The 22326-nt window shown below is 53.6% G+C and carries 15 protein-coding genes; 8 read left to right on the top strand and 7 right to left on the bottom strand.

Going from position 1 to position 22326, the window contains the following annotated elements; genetic code table 11:
• The first annotated feature begins 193 nt into the window (after positions 1-193).
• On the top strand, positions 194-3541 hold the full coding sequence (locus J7I43_RS24875; protein ID WP_209147391.1) for an IPT/TIG domain-containing protein: 3348 nt from the start codon (positions 194-196) through the stop codon (positions 3539-3541).
• Between the two features lie 367 nt (positions 3542-3908).
• Positions 3909-4769 (top strand): DUF6929 family protein, encoded by an 861-nt coding sequence (locus J7I43_RS18755; protein ID WP_209147392.1) that lies wholly within the window; start codon positions 3909-3911, stop codon positions 4767-4769.
• Positions 4770-4774: 5 nt separating this feature from the next.
• Here J7I43_RS18755 and J7I43_RS18760 read toward each other — a convergent pair whose 3' ends face one another.
• The 5 genes from J7I43_RS18760 to J7I43_RS18780 form a co-directional block, all read right to left on the bottom strand.
• Positions 4775-6400, bottom strand: a complete 1626-nt coding sequence (locus J7I43_RS18760; protein ID WP_209147393.1) for a hypothetical protein — start codon at positions 6398-6400, stop codon at positions 4775-4777.
• Between the two features lie 86 nt (positions 6401-6486).
• Positions 6487-7809, bottom strand: a complete 1323-nt coding sequence (locus J7I43_RS18765; protein WP_209147394.1) for a Fic family protein — start codon at positions 7807-7809, stop codon at positions 6487-6489.
• 95 nt (positions 7810-7904) lie between these two features.
• Complete coding sequence (locus J7I43_RS18770; RefSeq protein WP_209147395.1) at positions 7905-9239, bottom strand: RagB/SusD family nutrient uptake outer membrane protein; 1335 nt, start codon at positions 9237-9239, stop codon at positions 7905-7907.
• A gap of 17 nt (positions 9240-9256) precedes the next feature.
• Positions 9257-12310: a SusC/RagA family TonB-linked outer membrane protein gene (locus J7I43_RS18775; protein WP_209147396.1), complete on the bottom strand. Its 3054-nt coding sequence runs from the start codon at positions 12308-12310 to the stop codon at positions 9257-9259.
• Between the two features lie 136 nt (positions 12311-12446).
• On the bottom strand, positions 12447-13193 hold the full coding sequence (locus tag J7I43_RS18780) for a DeoR/GlpR family DNA-binding transcription regulator (protein WP_209147397.1): 747 nt from the start codon (positions 13191-13193) through the stop codon (positions 12447-12449).
• 245 nt (positions 13194-13438) lie between these two features.
• Between J7I43_RS18780 and thrS the strand changes: the two genes are divergently transcribed.
• On the top strand, positions 13439-15382 hold the full coding sequence (gene thrS / locus J7I43_RS18785) for a threonine--tRNA ligase (RefSeq protein WP_209147398.1): 1944 nt from the start codon (positions 13439-13441) through the stop codon (positions 15380-15382).
• Between the two features lie 109 nt (positions 15383-15491).
• The gene (gene infC, locus J7I43_RS18790) at positions 15492-16271 is read left to right on the top strand and encodes a translation initiation factor IF-3 (protein WP_262898782.1); all 780 of its coding nucleotides are present in this window, start codon (positions 15492-15494) and stop codon (positions 16269-16271) included.
• Positions 16272-16345: 74 nt separating this feature from the next.
• On the opposite strand, the gene J7I43_RS18795 is transcribed toward infC, so the two are convergent.
• Together J7I43_RS18795 and J7I43_RS18800 are read right to left on the bottom strand one after the other, a co-directional pair.
• Positions 16346-16882, bottom strand: a complete 537-nt coding sequence (locus J7I43_RS18795; RefSeq protein ID WP_209147400.1) for a hypothetical protein — start codon at positions 16880-16882, stop codon at positions 16346-16348.
• Positions 16883-16948: 66 nt separating this feature from the next.
• Complete coding sequence (locus tag J7I43_RS18800; protein ID WP_209147401.1) at positions 16949-17470, bottom strand: DUF4397 domain-containing protein; 522 nt, start codon at positions 17468-17470, stop codon at positions 16949-16951.
• Between the two features lie 336 nt (positions 17471-17806).
• Here J7I43_RS18800 and J7I43_RS18805 point away from each other — a divergent pair, with 336 nt between their 5' ends.
• The 4 genes from J7I43_RS18805 to J7I43_RS18820 all read left to right on the top strand — a co-directional run bounded on the left by J7I43_RS18805 (position 17807) and on the right by J7I43_RS18820 (position 22319).
• Complete coding sequence (locus J7I43_RS18805) at positions 17807-18793, top strand: cation diffusion facilitator family transporter (RefSeq protein WP_209147402.1); 987 nt, start codon at positions 17807-17809, stop codon at positions 18791-18793.
• Positions 18794-18882: 89 nt separating this feature from the next.
• Positions 18883-19572 (top strand): response regulator, encoded by a 690-nt coding sequence (locus J7I43_RS18810; RefSeq protein WP_209147403.1) that lies wholly within the window; start codon positions 18883-18885, stop codon positions 19570-19572.
• Positions 19573-19581: 9 nt separating this feature from the next.
• Positions 19582-20952 (top strand): sensor histidine kinase, encoded by a 1371-nt coding sequence (locus J7I43_RS18815; RefSeq protein WP_209147404.1) that lies wholly within the window; start codon positions 19582-19584, stop codon positions 20950-20952.
• 98 nt (positions 20953-21050) lie between these two features.
• Positions 21051-22319, top strand: coding sequence for a TolC family protein (locus J7I43_RS18820; protein ID WP_209147405.1), 1269 nt, complete (start codon positions 21051-21053; stop codon positions 22317-22319).
• Positions 22320-22326: the final 7 nt, after the last annotated feature.

A 22326-nucleotide genomic window follows, 5' to 3' on the forward strand; every position in this document is an offset into this window, starting at 1 on the left:
CTTTAAAAAAAAATAAAATCATAAGAAGCTCCCGTACACACGGGGGCTTCTTTTTTTGTATTAAAACCCCGCATCCGTTAACCCGATCTTTGCATCCGTTAATCCGGCGGTTCGTCCGGCGTTGATGCGCCGCATCTTTGCTCCGTAATAATTATTCAACCGTATTTTATAACCCATCCCCAAAACACATCCAATGGAAAAGATCAAAACCCCGGAGGCCGTGCAGGCCACCGAAATGATTTTCATGCCGCCCTCAAACGGCTTGCAGCAGCTAATTACAGGCAACAGGATCTCCCCCGAAAGGATCAAAGCGGCGAGAACGCTGCAACAGCAATTCGAAACGAAGCTCGGCAATAAGGGCATCGTAACGGTAGAGCCCGATCCGGAAGTGGGCCGCGAGTTGCTGGAGCCCGTGAAGCAGCTGCTGAAAGACCTTGGCATTGAAAAACTCAGCGAGCTGGAAGGCATCCGGTTCGACAAACCGCAGCGCATCGAAAAAGACAAAATGCTGATCGCGCCCGCAAAAAAGAAAAACAAACCGGTAGACTGGAACGACGTAGTAAAGGATTTCAAAACACAAACCAATCCCACGCACAAAAAAGAGCAATTGCAGCGCTACCTGCCCAATCTCAACGGCGGCGCGGTAAAAACGGCCAGGCTGGTGAACATCAAACCGCAGTCGCTGCCCGCACTGTCGCAACCGCCGCAGGCCGTGAGAATGAAAAAACTCCCCGTCGGCACTTCCGTGATCATTGCCAACGAGCTGGACCTTACCAACACCACGCTGGAAATTCATCCTGATGTGGACACGCTGATTATCATTGCCGAAAAGATCAAATGCGGCAGCAAAGCCCTCATCACCTGGAAAGCGCCCGGCGGCTCCACGCCTCCACGGGCCGACAATCCCGATCTGAACGGCATCGGCTACAGCGGCGTTCAATTAAAACCGGGCACCGGCAACGGGCGCGATGGCGAAAATGGCCTTCCCGGCGGAAACGGCATCAAAGGCGCCGATGGCAGGCGGGCGCCTTCGATCGAGATCTGGGTGAAAGACCTTTCCAACATCCCCAGCATTTCGCTCAACGGCGAAAACGGCATCAAAGGCGGTACCGGTCAGCGCGGCGGTCGCGGTGGCCGTGGCGCGGAAGGCAGGGGCGGCAAATACAACCCGCTGACCAATAACTGCATGAAACGCCACCCTGCCGGCAATGGCGGTCACGGCGGCGACGGAGGCCGCGGCGGTGATGGTGGAAGAGGTGGTAACGGCGGCGACGGAGGCCATATCCTGATCGGCGTGCTGGAAGGATCGGTGGAAAAAACATTGGCTGCAGGCGACTTCAAAATGAGCAACAACGGCGGTTTGCCCGGCCCTGGCGGAAACGGCGGCGAAGGTGGCAACGGCGGAGCGCCCGGTCCCAGCGGCAACGGCACCTATTGCAAAAACGGCAGTCCCGGCAAAGCAGGCGCCAAAGGCCAGCCTGGCTCCACCGGCAAAGACGGCATGCAAAGCGGCGCACAGCAAGCCATCGCTATTTTCCCTTTCAGCGAAAACGTGTGGGACGAACTGCTCACCCGCCCATACATCACGGAAATACAACCCTCCATGGTTTTCCCCGGCGGAAAGATCATTATCAGCGGCACAAAATTCGTGAAAACCGACACGGTAGTAATCCCCGGCATCGGCAACTTTAAACCCGTTGAAAACGCCGATGAGAGCATTACCGTGACCATCCCCGCAAAATCCGCCGGCGGCACGTACAAAGTATACGTAAAACGCGCGTCGGACAATACGGAAAGCAATCATTCCTCCATACGCGTAAAACCCCAGCTGGACACGGTGCCTGACGCACTGGCTTACGGTACCGCCTACACGCTTACCGGAAAAGCCTTTAATCCGGGCGCTGCCGTGCTGGTAGACGGCGAAGCGATCCCCGCCACGAAAGTGACGGCCACGAAGATCACCTTCACCATGCCCGGAACCGGCGGCAACGGCAGTTCCAACGGTTCGCGCGCGATACAGGTGCGCAATGCGGACGGCCTGGTGAGCAATACCCGTTACACGGAAGTAGCCGGCGTACTTGAAATACCTTTTAAATACGGCGTGCACAACTTCGCGTTCGTTAACCCGGACGATGGCGTGCCCGACTGGAAAGCTTACGAACAAACCTTCGGGAAAGCGGAGATCTGGTACGAGTTGATCCTTGGCCACAGAGTTTACACCCTCGGTTATTTCGGGTTTTATAAAAAATACCTGAAAGGCACGAAAAAAGGCGGCCTGGCCACAGGTTTCTGCACGGCTATGAGCAGCCTGGTGGCAGACAAGTTCTGGAAAGGAGAGAATAATGCTTTCACCACCACCAAAGCGCAGGTACATCACCAGCTTACGTCCGTGCACGGTCGCTTGCTGAGCAGGGAAAGCCTGATCCATTTCCACGATCAGAGCAGGGAAGGGCTGCCGTGCATAGAGCGCACCGCGCGGGAGATCGAAACCGTATTCCTGAAAGGCTGCGACCGTCATCATGCGCCGCTGCTGTTCTTTATCCCCGCCGGCGCGCTGTGGGATGCAGGGTATACGGACAAGATCAAGAACACCCACTGCATCATGCCCTACAAATTCGAATACCCGCCCAAACATACTGGCGCCAAACTGTCCGCCAACGGCGAAACCACCATCAACAGCCTCGACGGGGTGAAGATGTATTGCTGGGACTGCAATTATCCCACCAACCCGAAATGCTGGCTGGAATTTAAAAAGAAAGGCGATGTGCTGCACTTCGATTATTATGTGGATGGTGTGGGCAAACGCGTCAGCAGCGCGGACAATATCACGCTCGGCCACATCCGCAACGGCGATTACCTGCTGGCAGACCAGGACCTGCCGTTCAATGGGCCTTTCGGGCTTACGAGCTTCGTGATCGACTTCCTGCTGAGCCCGGCAGACATGCAGATCACCGACGAAAAAGGCAATAAGGTCGGTCTATTCAACAACAAGATCTACGCGGAAGTGCCGGACGCGCATCCCGTATGGCTGGCTCCCGGCGCATACCTGCTTCCCGCGGGCAAAAACTTCACGCGCAAGATCGTCGGCAACGGCAAAGGCGTGTACACGTACAACAGCATTACGCCGGACGGCACTACGGTAGTGCTGGAGAACGTGCAAACGCAGCCCGGCCAGGAAGACACGCTGATCATGAATGCGGACGCCTCGCAGGTACGTTTTGTGCCACAGGTGGAACGCTCGTTCACGCTTACATTTTCCAGGCTGGTAGGGGAGCAGCTGCGTTCCTTGTCTGTAACCGGCATCAGCAGCGGTCCCGGGAAGGAATGCGACATCACGGTAAGCCCGGACCTGGGCATGTTCAGGCTGGGCAACAAAGGATCGATGAAGAATGTACAGGTAAAGGCGTTTTCGATAGACAAAACGGCGTATACACCTGCGAATAAGCAGGTATCGCTGCAGTTGCCGAAAGATCACGACCTGGTGGTATCGGTGGCGGACTGGAAAAAACTGGACGTAAAAGCGGAAACGCTGGCGTTCTGATAACGGGAACGATGATACGAAGAATGGCCGCACGATTGATTTGTGCGGCCTTTTTTTGCGGGTCAACGTACGATGAATGAAACACGCTTTAAGGGGTCTTTCAATTCAAGTATAGCGTGGTTTCCTTTTAACGTTATGTCGATCTATCCAAATTTCCTTTTACCGATGCAAAGATATTGTTGAGGGAAACGGGGGACAAGAGAAGTGGTACTGCGAATTTCTTTTGCGTAGAACTACGCGGGATGTGCGTAGATGCCTCGGTGGTGTGCGCTGGCAAGACGTATGACAGACGAGATAGATGACTATATAAACGTGAGAGAAATTGTTAGTGGGAAAAATATCTGAAAAGAGTTTTTATCTTCACCACATGCGCCTCACCCACCACCAACACTTCCCCGGCATCCCCAGCGCCAGCGGCCTCGCTTACCACGACGGTCACTATTACGTCGTGGGCGACGATGCCACCAAACTGTTCATCCTCAACGCCGATCTCACGCCCGCTGAGCAAATTCCTTTACCCAACGCCGATCAAAAACAAACCCGTATTCCCAAGCCCGTCAAAAATGATTGGGAAAGCCTCAGCACGATCGTCATCAACAATCAAACCGCCTTGCTCGCGCTTGGCTCTGGTTCTCTCAGCCCGCACCGCAATGCGGCTTTGCTGTATTTTCCCGGTACAGGGCACATCGAAATAAAAGACCTCAGCAATTTCTACAAACAGATCGGTGATAATATCGAACTCAACATCGAAGCCGCTACCGAAATAGGAGAGCATCTCCTCATCGGCAACCGCGGCCACCTCGGCAGGCCCGAAAACCTGCTGGTCCGCTGCGAAAAACAGGATATCTGGAACTCACCGGTAAAAACGCACACCACCCAACTCATTCTCCCGAAAGAACCGGCATTCTCCGGCATTTCCGGCCTGGCCTGGCATCCCGAAAAAGATTGGCTTTATTTCACCACCTCCACAGAAGAAACCGCCAGCACGTACGACGACGGCAAGATAGGAGAGAGCCGAATCGGCATTATAAAAAATGCGACCAATGCCCTGCAACAGCCAACGGTCAGCCCGGACGAATGGTTTCTTTTAGAAAAAATCCACCCCGTTTTCAAAGGCCAGAAAATAGAATCCATTTGCCTGCGGGAATTAAACGACGGACTGGAAATCACGCTGGTAGCAGACAACGACGATGGCGGCAGTCACCTTTTCCGGCTGGCGGCGGAGTAGATCGGCTACAATACTTTCACATCCTTAAACATGAACGTATTATCACTGACCCTTAGCTTTTTCCCGGAGGTTGTTTTTACATCTTCGAGTGTGACCGCTTTGGTTTTCACGTAAGGAAACTTCTCCTGGTACGATTCGTCTTTCATTTTGGGATTAAAATCCGAAAAAATAGCAGGGCCGTTATAATCCTTCGGAATATTGGAATCGTCGATCTCCAGGTTTTTAATGGTAATATGTTCGGGCATATAACAAACATACCCAAAATCATGCATGCCCGTATAGCTCCCGGTAATGAGCGATATGCCGGAAAGCTTTTTGGAAGCGGGTTTGAGAACGCAGTTCCGGATGATAAGATTACCCTGCCATGTACTGCCATAATCCGGCCGCAGGTTGATGATGCTTCTGCCGAGGAAAGTGCAGTTTTCTATTGTGAAGGTGCCGGAGCCGATGGCGTTGATGCTCATGTGGCCGAGCGTGGAGTTGCGAACGGTAGCGTTGGCCACTCCCTGGTGAGCGTCGAACCGGGAGAAGGTACACCCGTCATACAAAAGATTTTTGCTGAAATTAGAGCCCATGATGCCCCAATAGGTAGCATCGGTGATATCGTTGGTCTGGCGGCAGTTGATGAACGAAACGTTGAGCGCACGATTGACGGAGATGTCGTAGGTGCCCATAGATACGGGTTTGCCTGCCGCGCCGATGGTGGAATAAGTTTTGTGCCCGGTAAGAACAGTGTTTTTTACTGTCACGTAGGAACAGTTGCCGGCTTCGATGAACCCGCCATAGGGCGCTCCATGGTCTCCCTCGCCGGTAATTTTATGCACAAGCCCGTCTACCGTTACATTTGAACGGCGGATCGAGATATTACGGCTGTAATAGGTGTATTTTGAAGGCGCCTGATTGGCGATAGTGGTAAAGATCCCGCCGGTAATTTTCAGCGGCGTTTCGTCGATAGGGAGCGCCGTGATATCGGTGATCTGGTCAAAATCCCAGATGATGGGCGCATTCATATCCACATTCCCGTTTTTGTCTACCACAAAAATGTCCGTCTGTGACGAGCCGTTGTTTTGGTTCAAACCAAAGCGGATATAATGTTTAACGTTGGTATTGGTAACGGTGATAAGACAGGTGGCGGGAAACGTCTGATCGAGTTTCGCCTGGTTCTTTTTAAGCGATGTGATCCCTTCCGGTTTAAATGGCTTTAGCCCGGAGCTTATCGTAAAAACCGATGCGTTCCTGTTCTCAACGTCGGTATCGTCGATGATAAAGGAGGCTTTTCCGAAATCGGTATCGGTTTTAATGATAGCCGTACGTTTTTTCCCGCTGATATAATAGGTCGCTTTATCATCCGCTTTCACGGTCAGCCCATGGATATTGGCGAATGCATGGGTGGCGGCGATGGCATCCATATCGTCCGTTTTCCCGTCGCCTTTCGCGCCGAAGTCGTTATACCGCACCCGGCCGGTTGCCTTGAATTTACGTACGTTTTCGGGCGGTACATTGATATGTAATTGTTTGTTTTCATCAACACGTACCTGTATTTTCCCTTTTTCAGAGGTGATCGTAACATCGTCCTGGGCCCGACCGGTAATCGTAAAGCCCAGAAAGCAGAGTAGTAGCCAGTATTTCATAAATCGTGGATTGAGTTGGAGACAAAATAATAAATTAATCCCGTGATTCACAGGGTTGATCAATACTTTCCGGTATTCCAGCACCGTTAATGACTGAACTCCTTCCTGATCTTCACCAAAAAATCCCTTACGGGGAAAAATACATTCCTTTTTCCCTGCGTGCGCGTTCCCATCAATCCCTGCTCCACCAATCCCATAAGGTCCGGCCTGGCCGTTTGGTTGCTGACGCCGTAACGGTTCTGTATTTGCTGCACCGAAAAAAATACATCCTGGTCCTGGATAAGCTCCTGCACGATCAGTATCTGCCGCTCATTAAAAGTGGTTTCCCGCAGCAATACCAACGCGTTTTTCTTTTCCTCCGCTTTGCGCGAGAGATATTTTTTCAGGTCCTCCAGCGCGGCGGCCATGGATTTGAGATTGTACAGGACGAAATAAGTAAGATCGTTGTCGTCGGTTTCCGTATGCAGGTATGCCTTTGCGTATTGGGCTTTGGAATGGAGGATGATGCGCGACAATGGCATGTATTCGATCAGCCAGTAACCTTTTCTCACCAGGTACCAGTAAAAGACCGTTCTTGCCGTGCGCCCGTTGCCGTCTGAGAAAGGATGGATGAACCCGAGCATAAAATGCAGGAAAATTCCTTTTACGATGGGATGGATAAAAAATGCCTGTTTGTCCTGGTCGTTCGCAAACCGGCAAAGGTCTTCCATCAGCTGTTCCAGCAGCGGGTATGCGGGTGGAGTGTACACGGTGCGCCCCGTTTGTACGTCTACCACGTTCACCTCGTTGTCTTTCCTGAAGGCGCCTTCTTCTTCCGCCTGGGGTAAGGTATCGTGCGTAATAATGGCGTGCAGCGAACGGATGGAGGCAGGGGTGAAAGCTTCGTCTTTGTTGGCCAGTATCCACTTCATGGCTTCGTAGTTGTTGAGGATCATCTGCTCCGAAATGTTACGGGGTTTCCGGTTATTCTCCAGCATCTCTTTCGCCACTTTCCGGGTGGTCACAGAGCCCTCCAGCTGACTGGAAGCGATCGCCTCTTCCATCAGCGAACTGGCCAGGTATCGCGCGCGGTCTTCCGTGGAAATAATGGTTTCGCCCCGCAAAGCGAGGTCGAAATCATGCAGGTATTGCTGCACAACCGAAGGCGTGCCTAACTGGAACATAAAACCCTCCAGTTTCGAGAACCTGATCCGTTTGTTGCTCACCCGCAACGATTTTACCGCCGTCCAAAGGCGTTTGTCTTCCATGCCCCAGTCTTTGGCGGCGTATTTCCATTTGTCCCAATAAGGATATTTGTTGTCGTTGAGGTCGAGAAAACGCTGGAAAAGCCCGTTCTCCGCCAGTTCATCCAATATGCTGCGGTAATTGTACTTCCCGGAAATGTGAGGCGGCCGTCCAGGTGTTTTCATATTTGCTCCTAATTTCTATAAAATCAGGAGTTATTTGGAACAAAAAACAAAAGGCCGGCGCAAAAACGCCAGCCTTTTCCTTGTACTACTCTTTCTCAGATTGCCGGATCATCCGGTGTAGACGGATTGTTATCCCTTTCTATCAACGGGTACGGGTAAAAATTGCGGTTCCGTTCCTCGTTCGGCTGATTAGGCCCGGGGCGGCCGAAACGGCGGCTGTCTTCCAGCTCCTGGCCGCTGAGGAACATTTCCAGCCTTCTTTGTTTGTAAATGTCGGTCAGCAGCGCCGCCTGCGTCATGGGGCCACTGTACGCAGGTTGCGCGGCGCCAATGCCGTAGATGTCCGTTGTTTTGGTACGCACTGCGTCCAGCGCGGTTTTGGCCTGAACGAACTGGTTCTGCCGCGCATAATTTTCCGCGATGATCAGGTCCATTTCCCCGGGCAGGTATACCGGGTACACCGCGGTGGTATTCAGCGCAAAGGCCTTCAGCGGGTAAGTGGTGGGGCCGGTTTGACTGATGTAAAATCCCACCCGCGGGTCCGATGCGGCGGGCACCGGGGCAAGACCGTTGCGCAGGCCCAGCGTGGAATCGATCGCACCGAATACGTTCACGGTAAAGTTCCATTCGCCGAGCGGATTGGTGGTAACGGTGGAAAACCGGAACTCCGATTTGATCAGCCGGCTGGCAGCGGTAGCATATGTAATGGCTTTGTTGCCCGAAGTGGCGTCGTAGGTGCCGGAGATCATGCTTTGTATGTTGTAATATCTCGCCAGCAAGGCTTTCACCGTATTCTTCGCGTCGATGCCGGGCGGCACTTTGCTCAGGAATTTCGTGCTGGGCGCCGTAGCTGCAAGGTCTGCGTCCGCGCTTTCAAGCATGGAGATCGCCCTTTTCAGCGCCTCCGCGCGGGGGCTGAATGTGGCGTTGTTCTCTGTTTCCAGCGGGATCTGCTCATAAAATTGCGCCAGCGTGCCCATGCTTAAAGCGTAAAAAATGCTGGCATATGCTTTCAGCCCTACTTTGTCGCCCGCTTCGGTGGCAACGTTGAGGTTGTCCAGCACGGTTTCCGCTTCGGTGCGCGTAAGCAGGCATTGCGTCCACATCTGGGTCACCACCGAGTTGATCAGCGTAATGGCGCCTTTGCCGGTTTCCAGCTCTTTTTCGGTGGTGTTGCCGATATTCAGCGTATACAACGCATACACGCCGTAGCTGCCTCCAATGGGCGCACAATACAACGGGCTCTGGCGGCCGATGGTAAAACGCCGCTGCAGGCCGGCGCAAAGGTTCATCAGCGCGTCCGGGCTGCTCGTTACGCTGGGCACGGAAGCCGCGCTGGGATTGATGTATTCTTTATTGCACGATACTACTGGAAACATGCCTGCCAGCAAAAGCAATAAAGCGGTTCGTTTTATCTTTTGATTTTTCATGATGTTGCGTTTTGAGATTAGAAACTGGCCCTGAAAGTGAACTGGTATGTTCTCGGGATCGGCACGTTCCCGAAATCCACGCCTCTCAGCACGGAGCTGTTGCCGCCGGCGTTCGTTTCGGGGTCGTACCCGTCGTAATCGTCAAAGCTCAGCAGGTTGCGGCCTACCAGCGACAGGGATGACGAGCGGATGAACTTGGCGAACTGCGGCAGCTCGTAAGTAAGCGCCACTTCGCGGAGTTTTACGTAAGAAGCGTCTTCCACGCGCCATTCTTCCGTGTTGTAGATGGAGAAAATGTAACCCCGGGGTAATTCTCCTTTGATCTCCCTTTCGGAATAATCGCCGATGCCAACGCCCTGGCGTGTTCTCCTGTCCGCATTAAACACATCCTGTCCCAAAGCACCGTCTATCAAAAAGCTGAAGCTGAGTTTTTTGTACGTAAGCATGCTGTTGAAGCTCAGCAGCCAGTCGGGGTTAGGATCGCCGATCACTTTGCGGAGCAGCACTTTTTTATCGTCGATGGCGGCGATGGGCCGGCCTTCGCTGTCGAGGGCGATGCCTTTGCCGTCCCGCTCAAAATAGTTGCCGTAAAAAACGCCCACCGGCTCGCCCGCGATGATCACAGAGGGCGATCCCGCGGCGTTGGCCAGCGTGATCGGCGTTACCTGGCTGGATGCCGTTACTTTGTTTTTGTTCCGGCTCAGCGATCCGCCTACGTTCCAGCTGAAATTTTTAGTGCTTACCGGCAGGGCGGTGATGCCCAGTTCCCATCCTTTGTTGGTAAGGTCGCCCACGTTCTCGATGCGGGAGCTGCCGCCGGAAGACGGCGCCAGCACACGGTCTACCAGCAATGAATTGCCGACGATCTTTTTGTTGTATGCAGTAAATACCACGCCCAGCCGGTTGTTCAGGAAGGAGAGGTCCGTCCCGAACTCAAATTCGCTGGACCTTTCCGGTTCTACGAATTCATTGCCGAGGCTGGCGTCGAGATTATACGTGGCAAGACCGTTCAGGCTGCCTGACGAGTAGTTGGAAAACCGCTGGTAGGTGCCGATGCCGGTCAGGTTGCCCGCAAGGCCCCACGAAGCCCTCAGGCGCGCAGCGTTGAACCAGTTGCCGCCAAAATCTTTCCAGAAGCCCATCTCGCTGATGTTCCACGACGCGCTTACTTTGGGGTAAAAGTATGTGCGCGTGTCTTTCGGGAAAGAGGTGCTGCCGTCTATGCGCCCTGCGGCGGTCAGGAAAACGATGTTTTTATACCCGAACGTTTCCTGCACGAAACCGCCGAACACCTGGCGCTGGTCGTAGGTGTAACTCGGGTCCAGCCGGGTGGCGGCGCCGTTGATGGTGGTAATGCCGTTCAGCAGGTCGCGGCCCTGGTTAAAAAGACCGGTGATCTTCTGGTACTGGTGATTGAAGCCCGCGGTTGTAAGGGAAGAAAAGTCTCCCAGCTGCGCGTTGTAGGAAACGTTGAAGTCGTTGTTGATCAGGAAAGAATTGACGAGCGCGCTGGATACATAACCGAGGCCTTCCTGCGCGGAAATGTACGGGTATCGTTTGATCAGGTTATTACCTTCCTGGCTGAAGTTGTCGATGCCGAGAATGTAATCGATGCTGAGCCCTTTCGCCGGCGTGAGCTTTACCTGGAAGTCGGTGATGGTCCTGCTTACGGCCTGCGTCAGCTGCATGTCTTCTATCACGCTCAGCGGGTTTACGCGGGTTGGTTCCACGCCTTTGAGATTGCCGGCCGCATCACGCTCCTCGATGTTATAGAGATTGTTCGTGATGTTCACCGAGTTGATAGGGCTCCAGAACACGTTGCCGTTGGGCTTTTCATGCGAAAAGCTGTTGGTGTAGGCCACGCCGCCGCTCAGGGTGATGTAGTCGTTGATCACCTGCTGTATCCTTGTTTTGAAATTGAACCGCCTGAAATCCGTGTTGCGGATAATGCCTTCGTTCTTATAATATCCGCCCGAAAAATAGTATTTCGTTTTTTCCGTGCCGCCGCTGAGCGACAGGTAATTGTCCGTGCCCAGGCCCGTCTGGAAGATCTGGTCCTGGTAATCGTACCGCGTAACGTCCACCAGGTCCGTGGAAAGCGTTCTCACCTGCCCGTCTCCGCGGGTGTAGGTAATCGTATTGCCGGGGCCGTTGCTGATATTGCCCAGGCGCAGGGCGGCGGAGCCGAACTGTTTGCCGTAAGTGGAGATATACACTTTTTTGCGGAGCTGGTTCAGCATGATGCCCGTGCTGAAGTCGATAGACAGCCGCCCGGCCTTGCCAGCTTTCGTGGTGATGAGCACCACGCCATTGCTGGCCCTGGAACCATAGATGGCGGAAGCGGACGCGCCCGGTATCACGTCTATTTTTTCAATATCGTTCGGGTTGATGTCTGCCATGCGGTTGGTGCCCACTTCATTCGGGCCGCCGCCAACATTCAGGTTGGTCACGTTCGTGGTGGCGTTGCTCACGATCACGCCGTCTATCACATACAGCGGTTCCGATGAGCCTTTGATGGTGCTTGTTCCGCGCATCCTGACGGAAATGCCGCCGGACGGGTCGCCGGAGGTTTGCGTGATCTGCGCGCCGGGCACTTTGCCCTGCAATGCCGCGCCGATATTGCCCGAGCCGGTGTTGACCAGCTGTTTGGAACTGACCGAATTGACGGTGTTGCCCAGCTGTTTCCTCGACTGCCGCAGGGAAGAACCGATCACCACGATCTCGTCCATGTTCAGCACGTCTTCTTCCATCACCGCGTCTGCGGAAACGGTTGCACCGCTGACGGAAATGTTTTTGTGGACGGTTTTGAAACCGATACCGGTGAACTCCAGCGTATAGTTGCCCGGCTGGATGTTAGCGTTAAAACTATACTGCCCGTTGGCGTCGGAACTGGCGCCGGTGCTTGAATTGCGGAGCTGCACGGTAACGCCGGGCACGGGTGAACCGTCGTTTCCCGTTACCTTTCCGCTGATGCGCACCTGCGCCAGCGCCAGCGTGGCTGCCAGCTGCAACAGCAGGAGCAGCGGAAGCGTTTTCCATCTTCCATGTTGCTTTTTGAGTGGATTTGTCATAACGAATAAATTTTGGCGTTCTGAAAAAGAAAGTAAAAATCAACGTACAGGGGGAGCGGAACAAGGCGTGCCACAGGTTTGCGGCAGCCGTTGCTTATTATTCACATCGTTTTTGTCGGCGTTATCTAATGCATTCTTACAGCACTTCCATACCCGCGGCGCGGTAAGGTTTCAAAAGCATATCGTCAGGGTCGAGCTCCGTAATGAGTGTATCTATATCCGTTGCGTCGCAAACTTTCAGCCGCTGGGAAGTGTTCACTTTTTCTGAAATAGACAGGGAAACCACCCTGGATGAGGATTCCACCATTGCTTTTTTGATCTGCACCACGTCGAGATCGTTGTCTGTAAGCCCGGCATGGATGTCGATGGCATTGGTGCCCAGGAAACACAGATCGGCCTTTACCTGGCGTATCTGCGCGATAGCCGCGCCGCCTACGGTGATCCTGGAATTTTTGGAGAGCCTGTCGCCGATCAGTATCACGTCTATATGCGGATGCTCCACGTATTCGAAAGCCGCGGGAAGACTGCCGGTGAAAAAAGTGGCGCGCAGGTTTTCGGGCAGCATCCTGGCCATTTCAAGAATGGTGGTGCCGCCGGTGGTGAATACGAACATGCCGTCCTGTATGAGGTGAACGGCTTTGCGGGCAATCGCTTTTTTTTCGGCGAGTGAATAAATGTCGGTACTGTTGAAAGAATTGTGGAACGAGCGCGACAATGCGCCGCCATGCACTTTGATGATCCTGCCGGCTTCTGCCAGCTCGTTGAGGTCGCGGCGGATCGTGTCTTCAGACACGCCGAGCTTTTCCACCAGGTAAGTGGTCAGCACTTTGTTGTGAACGTTGACTTCGTGGAGGATAAAGTTCTGTCGTTCTTCCTTCAGCATATAGCAGGCTTATGTGCATGAATATACGGAAAAAATACAGAATCCGGCAAAAAAATGCATTATCCTGTTCTGGTTCAGGCAAAATCCTGCAACACATATGCATGTTTTTGCATTTATTGGAAAAGATTATCTTTCCCACCGCCGTGGGGCGTCAGTCAGATTACCTTATTTCACCATCCGTAAATCCCGGCAATTGTGATATCATTTTTGTAATTTCGCATGCATTTTATTTACGAACAGGATTTATGATCAATATTACATTCCCGGATGGCGCAGTCAGGCAGTACGAGCAAGGTATTACGGCACTGGACATTGCCAAATCCATCAGCGAAGGCCTCGCCCGCAAAGTATTGGCGGCAAAAGTAAACGGACAAGTGATCGACGCTACGCGCCCCATCACTCAAGACGGCACCCTCCAGCTTCTTACCTGGACGGACGCAGACGGTAAAGCCACCATGTGGCACTCTTCCGCCCACCTGATGGCCGAGGCGCTGGAAGCCCTGTACCCGGGAGTGAAGTTTGGCTACGGCCCCCCGCTCGAGAACGGCGGTTTTTTCTACGACGTGGACCTCGACGGCCGCGCCATCTCCGACGAGGAGCTGCGCAAGCTGGAAGCCAAAATGACCGAACTGGCGAAGCTGAACAGTGTGTACGTCCGCAAAGACGTGCCCAAGGCCGAGGCCATCAAATATTTCACTGAAAAAGGCGATCCTTACAAGATAGACCTCCTCCAGAAGCTGGAAGACGGCTCCATCACCTTTTATACCCAGGGCAATTTCACCGATCTCTGCCGCGGGCCGCACATCCCGAGCACCGGTTTCATCAAGGCGGTAAAACTTACGAATATCGCCGGGGCGTACTGGATGGGCAACGAAAACAATAAAATGCTCACCCGCATTTACGGCATTACGTTCCCTTCCCAGAAAGAGCTGGACGAATACCTGGCCCTCATCGAAGAAGCCAAAAAACGCGACCACCGCAAGCTGGGCAAAGAACTGGAACTGTTCGCCTTTTCCGAAAAAGTAGGCCTGGGCCTGCCGCTGTGGCTGCCCAAAGGCGCCATGCTGCGCGAGCGCCTGCAGAATTTCCTGCAAAAAGCGCAGATCGAAAGCGGGTACCTGCCCGTGATAACCCCGCATATCGGGGGCAAACAGCTGTACGTCACCAGCGGGCACTACGAAAAATACGGTAAAGACAGCTTCCAGCCGATCCATACGCCGGAAGAAGGAGAGGTGTTCATGCTTAAGCCGATGAACTGCCCGCATCACTGCGAGATCTACAAAACTTCCCCCAAATCGTATAAAGACCTCCCCGTCCGTTTCGCGGAGTTCGGCACCGTGTACCGCTACGAGCAGCACGGCGAATTGCACGGGCTTACCCGTGTGCGCGGCTTTACGCAGGACGATGCGCACCTGTTCTGCCGGCCGGACCAGGTAAAGGAAGAGTTCGAAAAAGTGATCGACCTGGTGCTGTACGTGTTCGAAAGCCTCAGCTTTACCGATTACACGGCACAGATTTCGCTGAGAGACCAGGAAGACCGCAGCAAATACATCGGTTCCGAGGAAAACTGGAAAATAGCCGAACAGGCCATTATCGATTCCGCGGCGGAAAAAGGACTGAAAACCGTGGTGGAATACGGCGAGGCGGCGTTTTACGGCCCCAAGCTGGACTTCATGGTGAAAGACGCGCTCGGCCGTAAATGGCAGCTGGGAACGATCCAGGTGGATTACAACCTGCCGGAGCGTTTTGAACTGGAATATATCGGGGCGGACAATAAACCGCACCGCCCGGTGATGATCCACCGCGCGCCGTTCGGCAGCATGGAGCGGTTCATAGCCGTTCTGATCGAGCATTGCGCCGGGAAATTCCCGCTTTGGCTCACGCCCACGCAGGTGAAAATCCTGCCGATCAGCGACAAGTTCCTGCCCTATACAGAAAAAGTGGCAGAATTGCTAAAAAAAGCGGAAATTCGCGCTGAAATTGATGACAGGAACGAAAAGATCGGTAAAAAGATCCGTGAGGCGGAACTGGCGAAAATTCCATACATGCTGGTGGTAGGAGAAAAAGAAGAAGCCGAAGGAAAAGTATCCGTGCGCAGGCAGGCGAAAGGCGACCTGGGCGCGATGAGCATAGCGGATTTCACCAACATCGTGAACGAGGAAGTGATCAATCGCAAACCTTTTGAATGATCCGCTTGTTTTTCATAAAACAATTTTAACCATTGCAATGGCTTGCCGGTTTAAAGTAAAACAGTCCACCGTCAGCGCCATTATTTTTATCTAACAATTCAACATTTTAATGCAACAAGGACCAAGACCAAACTTTAACCGGGGCAGAAACCCCAATTTCAGAAGAGAACAACAACAGGAGCATCGTACCAACCGTATGATCCGTGTACCCGAGGTGAGGCTGGTGGGCGATAACGTGGAACCCGGCGTTTACAGGACCGACGAAGCGTTGCGCATGGCGGAAGACCAGGCGCTGGACCTGGTGGAAATTTCCCCGAATGCAGCCCCTCCCGTTTGCCGGATCATCGACTATAATAAATTCCTTTACGAGAAAAAGAAGAAGGAAAAGGAAATGAAGGCCAACGCTCACAAGAGCGAGGTGAAAGAGATCCGTTTTACGCCTAATACAGACGATCACGACTTTGATTTCAAAGCCAAACACGCCGAAAAATTCCTCAAAGAAGGTAATAAGGTAAAAACATACGTGCAGTTCAAAGGCCGCGCCATCATGTTCAAGGAACGCGGTGAGCTGATCCTCCTGAAATTCGCAGAACGCCTTGCGGAAGTAGGCGCCCTCGAAGGGATGCCGCTGATGGAAGGCAAACGTATGATCGCGATCTTCGCGCCCAAATCCGCCAAAAAGAAACCGGCAGGCCCCAAAGAGCCCAAGGAAGTCGGAGAGCGCCCCGAACGCCCGGAAGGACAGGCTCCGGCCCCACGCCCCCAGCAGTCCGGCGACCAGCCGCAGGCGGCGCCCGTACGCAGGCCCATCGAGATCAAATACGCGAAACCGCCCGCACCGAAAGCCCCCGCAGCCGACGATAAACCCGCCGGCGAAGGCAACAACTAAGCGTAAGTGTTATTTCGAAATAGATTTGAAAAGCCCCGGACGTTTTCGGGGCTTTTCTCATGTGACGTTTCCAGTTATTTTCCCGTCTTTTTCAACGCCCCCAATTCTTTCAGCGTTTTGATCCCGCGGCTCCTGATGCCCGGCGTAGCGCCTTCCCGCAAGTGATCTTCTATCAGCATCACGATCTCGTTCCGTATGTCCGGGTAAATTTTAGCCAGGCGGCCGAGTATAGCCATGGAAAAGGCTTTCACGGCAACCGTCTCTTTCGGGTCTTCCAAAAATTGAAAACAGAAATGCATCACCGGCCCCTGCAGCGTTTCCGGCACGGGCATATCGCGTAATATGCGCACGACGTTGCGTTTTACGGCAACCGGTATGCCGGGGTGGCCCATTCTGTCCACCATCACGGCCAGGTGCGGCTGTATCAGCTCAGGGTGTTTGTCGCTCACATAGCTTAAGATCCACGCGGCGCGCTGCACCACACGGTATTCGCCGTGCAGGAAAAGGTCCACCAGCTGCGCGATGCGTTCGGGGTTGTCGCCCGCCCAGGCCACCACCGCCATGGTGTTCGCTTTTGAGCTTTCGCGTAATATTTCGTCGCGCAGTTCCATGTTACGAAGATAAAAAAGGGCGGCCACAAAAGCCGCCCTCCGATGGGGATATCAGATATGGAAGAATTACTGTACGATGAGCGCGGAAACATTCGGCGCACGGGTACCCGTAGTGCCTTTGAAACCGCGCGAAAAAAACGTATAGATGCGCTGGTTGCCCGTTGCGATGCTGCGCGAGGCAAGCACTGTACCGGTAGGCCCGCTGCCCGCTTCGCGGATGTAAAACGTATAAGTGCCGTTGGGAATGTCCGTGTATTCGGTCACCTGTTTATATCCCACGTTCGCGGCTATCAGCGTAGTGCCCTGGTAAAAGTCCACCGCGGCCACGTTAGGCATCAGGTGCAGGCATTTTATGCGCGCCAGGCTGTCCGGCGCTTCGGTGTCGTCTTCCACCATCACGCCGGTAGCATTGGGCACGGAATCGGTTACGAACAGGGTATACCGTTTGTTCGCCTCGAGCACCTGCGAAAATGTGATCATATCCACAGAATCCACGTCCTTTCCCACTTTCGGGGTATTCACGTTGATGTTGGTCTCGCCGGTTGGTACGTTCAGGTAATCGCTGTTGTTGGAGCCGCCGGTGTTCAAATGGTAAAAGGAAGAGGAATAAACGTCTCATCATTTTGACAGAGATTTTTTTGGTGGTTGGTGATTATTGCATAAAAGGCGGTACACAATATGCCGGCACATCCCGGCGAAACCGGGATAAACTGGGGATGAACGCCATAACATTTGGTTCTTTCTCTTCTGTCGGCTTTGGAGCTGTCGAATTTAGATCTTGACTGTCAGCGAAATTGTTAAAAAAGGGTGTCTGTCAAACATGTATTCCAATTTAATCATTTTAAACGGAATAAAAAACCCTTCCCGGCTGGCATTCTCGCGCATTTTATCTTTTCTTTGCTCCTGTTACCAACAGAACTGAACTTGATCAGAAAAGAACTCCGGATCATCCTGCTGTCCCTGGGGATCAGCCTGCTTTTGACGGCGGCCAAATTCACGGCGTATTTTTTCACGCATTCGGTGGCTATCCTGTCCGACGCGCTGGAATCCATCATCAACGTGGTGGCCGGCGGTTTTGCCTGTTACAGCATTTATCTCACGGGCAAACCGAAAGACGAGAACCATCCTTACGGCCACGGCAAGGTGGAATTTTTCTCCATTGGTTTCGAAGGCGCCATGATCTTCATTGCCGGTGTTCTCATCCTTTTCAAAGCCGGCCAATACTTCATTTTACAACCCGAACTGGAAAAAATAGGCCAGGGCATCTGGCTCATCACCGGCACTTCCATCGCCAACCTGCTGCTGGGCCTGTACCTCGTGCACAGCGGCCGGAGGCTCAGGTCTATCACCCTCGGCGGCAACGGCCAGCACCTGCTTACGGATGCATACAGCTCCGTGGCCCTCATCGCCGCATTGATCGTGATCCATTATACCGGCCTGCGCTGGCTGGACCCCGCCGTGTCAGCCATTATGGGGCTGCTTATTCTCCGCAAGGGTTACCAGCTCATGCGGCAGTCTATTTCCGGGCTGATGGACGAAACGGACATGAAAGCCGTAGACCAGGTGATCGCCATCCTCAACCGGCACCGCCACGAGCATCCCAACTGGATAGACGTGCACAATATGCGCGTACAGCAGTACGGCAATAATTATCATATCGACTGCCACATCACGCTGCCGTATTATCTCGAACTCACCCTCGTGCACGAAGAGATCAAAGCGCTGGAAGAGCTGGTAAACAAGGAACTCGAGGGGCATGAAGTGGAATTTTTCATCCATACGGACCCTTGCATCCCCAGCAGCTGCCCGCACTGCACCCTCATGGAATGCCCCGTGCGCCAGCATCCTTACGAACATACCATCGGCTGGACCCGCGAGAACGTGCTCCCCAACCGAAAACATACCGGGTAACGCCCATCCTTATAAACAGACAAACTGGATACCCGTAGCCGTTATGCCCCCGGGATATTTTTATCCATTTTTTCCTAGCTTAGCAGATTATGCAAAGAATCCTGATCGTGGAAGACGAAGTGAAAGTGGCCAACGCGGTCAAAATGGGACTGGAAGAAAACGGCTTCGAGGTGGAAGTGGCGTACGACGGCCGCATCGGCAAAGGTCTGGCCGCCAGCCAGGATTACGACCTCGTGATCCTCGACCTCAACCTGCCGCATCACAACGGCTACGAGATCTGCGAAACGATCCGCCGCCGCAACAACAAAGTGCCCGTGATCATGCTTACCGCGCTCGGCGGGATGGACGATAAAATGCAGGCGTTCGAGCTGGGGGCAGACGATTACCTCGTAAAACCCTTCGATTTCAGGGAACTGCTCGCGCGCATCCGCGTGTTCCTCAAACGCGCCGGCGCCGAAGTGCCCGCCGCGCAACGTTACAAGATCGTGATCGCCGACCTGGAGATCGACCGGGAAAGAAAGGAAGTGAACCGCGCCGGCAAAAAGATCACCCTCACCGCAAAAGAATTCCAGCTGCTGGAACTGCTCGCCATGCACAAAGGAAAGGTCATTTCCAAACTCGCCATCGCCGAAAAGGTCTGGAATATCGATTTTGATACGGGCACCAACGTGATCGAAGTGTATATGAATTTCCTCCGTAAAAAGATCGACAAGGATTTCGAGCTGAAGCTGCTGCATACCAAAACGGGGATGGGGTATTATATTTCGGAAGACCAATAACGCGCGGCATTGAACATCAAATATAAAATAGCCGTTTATTACACGCTGTCCGCCGCGTTCCTGCTGATCGCGTTCGCCGGGCTGTCTTATTACTTCTCGGCCGAAAGCCGCCGCGCGGAGTACCAGGACAGGCTGGAATACCGCGCCCGCTCCATCGGCAGCGTCATCATCGAAAACGATCATGTGCAGATCAGCCTGCTGCGCAAACTGGATAAAACCACTTTCCAGGACCTTTACCGCGAGACCATCCTGGTGTACAACCAAAACTACGACCTTCTTTACACCAACATGCGCGATACCGCGGTGCGCACGCCGCGTTACCTGCTCGATTACATCAAAGAACACAAATCCTACATCAAAAACGACGAAAACGGCGAAACGGCGGGCATTTATTACACGGAAGACAATGTATCGGTGCTCGTGATCGTCTCTTCTTTCGACAAATACGGTTTCCAGAACCTGCAGAACCTGCGCCGCATCCTGCTGATAGAGCTGCTCGTGGCCGTGCTGCTGCTGGTGGGGGTGGGGTACTTCTTCGCCAAAAAAATGGTGCAGCCGATAGACAGCCTCGTGCAGCAGGTGGATTCCATCAACGCCAACAACCTGCAGGACGTAAAGGTAGACGTTCACGGGAAAGACGAGATCGCGCAGCTGGGCGCGAACTTCAACACCATGCTGCAACGCCTCAGTCATAGTTTCGACCTGCAAAAAAGTTTCGTGAGCAATGCCTCCCACGAGCTGAGAACTCCACTGGCAGCCATTATCAGCCAGCTGCAGGTAACACTCGCCAAAGACAGGACCGGCGCGGAATACGCCATGGTGCTGCATTCCGTGCTGGAAGACGCGCAAAGCCTGTCCGACCTTTCCAACGGTCTGCTGCAGCTGGCACAATCTGAACTGAACCGCCAGGAATTTGAGTTTACGCCTGTGCGGGTAGACGAATTGCTGTGGGAAACCAGCGAACAGGCGCGCGGGAAAAGAAAACCCGGCGGGAAAGTGGAGATCCAGTTCCTGCGCGAGCCGGAGCTGGACACGTATCTCACCGCCAACGGCAACGAAACCCTGCTGAAAGTACTTTTCCTGAACCTCGTGGACAACGCCTGCAAATTTTCCGAAGACCAGTCCGCCAAAATCACGATCGATTTCAACGACAAATACATCATCGTTCACGTAAAAGACCATGGGGCGGGCATTCCACCGGAAGAGCAAAACCGTGTGTTCGAGCCTTTTTTCAGGGGCAGCAACGGGCAGATGGCGCGCGGTCACGGCCTGGGCCTGTCTATCTGCAAAAAGATCACCGAGCTGCACGAAGGGCGGCTGAGCCTGTTTTCCATACCGGGCGAGGGCTCTACCTTCACGGTGCAGTTGCCCCATGTGTAAAAGATCAATGATTCCCCAGAATAAGCCCCGCTTTTTTAATCTCTTTTTAAGCCGCCTTAAAGCCCCCTTTAATTCCCGATGCGGAGCTTTGTTTTCAAATGAAACAGCTCGGGGCCATCACCATTCTTCTCCTTTTTTTCTCCGCGAAAGCGAAGGCGCAGGACGCGCAGCCGCTGACGCTCCCCGAAGCGGAAAAACAGTTCCTGCGGAACAATTTGCTGCTGCTGGCGCAGCGGTACCATATAGATGCGGACAAAGCGCTGGCAGACCAGGCGCGCAAATGGAACAATCCTTCATTTTCGGCCACACTGGGCTTTGGCACGCTCGACAAAGTGCAGCCCTTCAATATAGGCAGCGGCGGACAGTTCGAAGGCAATATCGACCAGCTGATCTTACTGGCAGGCAAAAGGAACAAACAAGTACAACTGGCACAATGGAACGTTGCTTCGTCCGCCGCCGCCTTTGATGAACTGATGCGCACGCTGCGGCTGCAGCTTCGCAGCAGTTATTACGAGCTGTATTTCCTGAAGGAAACCGAAAAAACGCTCCGCGAACAGCTCAGCAATCTCCAGAAAATACTCGATGCCTACCGCGAAGCCGATGCGAGGGGCAGCGTGGCCCATGCAGACGTGATCCGTTTGCAGGCATTGCAGGTAGGCATCGCCAACGACTATACGGACCTGCGGCAGCAGGAACTCGCCGCATCGCTCCGGCTGCAGACATTATTGGGAAGTTCGCTTCCCGTTACGCCAGTGGTGGCCGGTGATGTGCTACGGCAATATTCACTAGGGTCATACACATTGCAGGCGCTCACCGACACCGCCCTGGCTAACCGGCCGGACCTTGCGCTGGCAAACAGCCAGCTGCAGCAGGCCAACCTCAATTATCAACTACAAAAAGCGCTCGCCGTGCCCGATCTGCATGTGGGCGCCACTTACGACAAAAACGGCAGCTACGCCGCCAATTTCGTGGGCCTTACCCTCGGCATCGACCTGCCGCTGTGGAACCGCAACAAAGGCAACATCCGCTCCGCGGCCGGCGAAGCCAAAGCGCAGGACGCGCTGTACCGGCAGCATCAGGTGAACGTTGGCGCCGAAGTGGCCACCGCGCTGAAAAAGATCGAGTTCCTCGAAAACGGCTCCGGCTGGCCGGACCTGCAGTCTTTCAACACCGAATACGACCGGCTGATCGCCGAAGTGGCAGCGAATTTCCGCAAGGGAAATATTTCCCTGCTGCAGTTCATCGACTACTTCAACAGTTACAGCGATCATGTACGGCATACCAACAAGTTCATGAACGACCGCGTGCTGGCGTACGAAGAACTGAATTACAGCACCGGCGCACAATTATTCAACACGGCCAATTAATCTTACC

This window comes from Chitinophaga chungangae (assembly GCF_017742215.1).
GTDB classification, from domain to species: domain Bacteria; phylum Bacteroidota; class Bacteroidia; order Chitinophagales; family Chitinophagaceae; genus Chitinophaga; species Chitinophaga chungangae.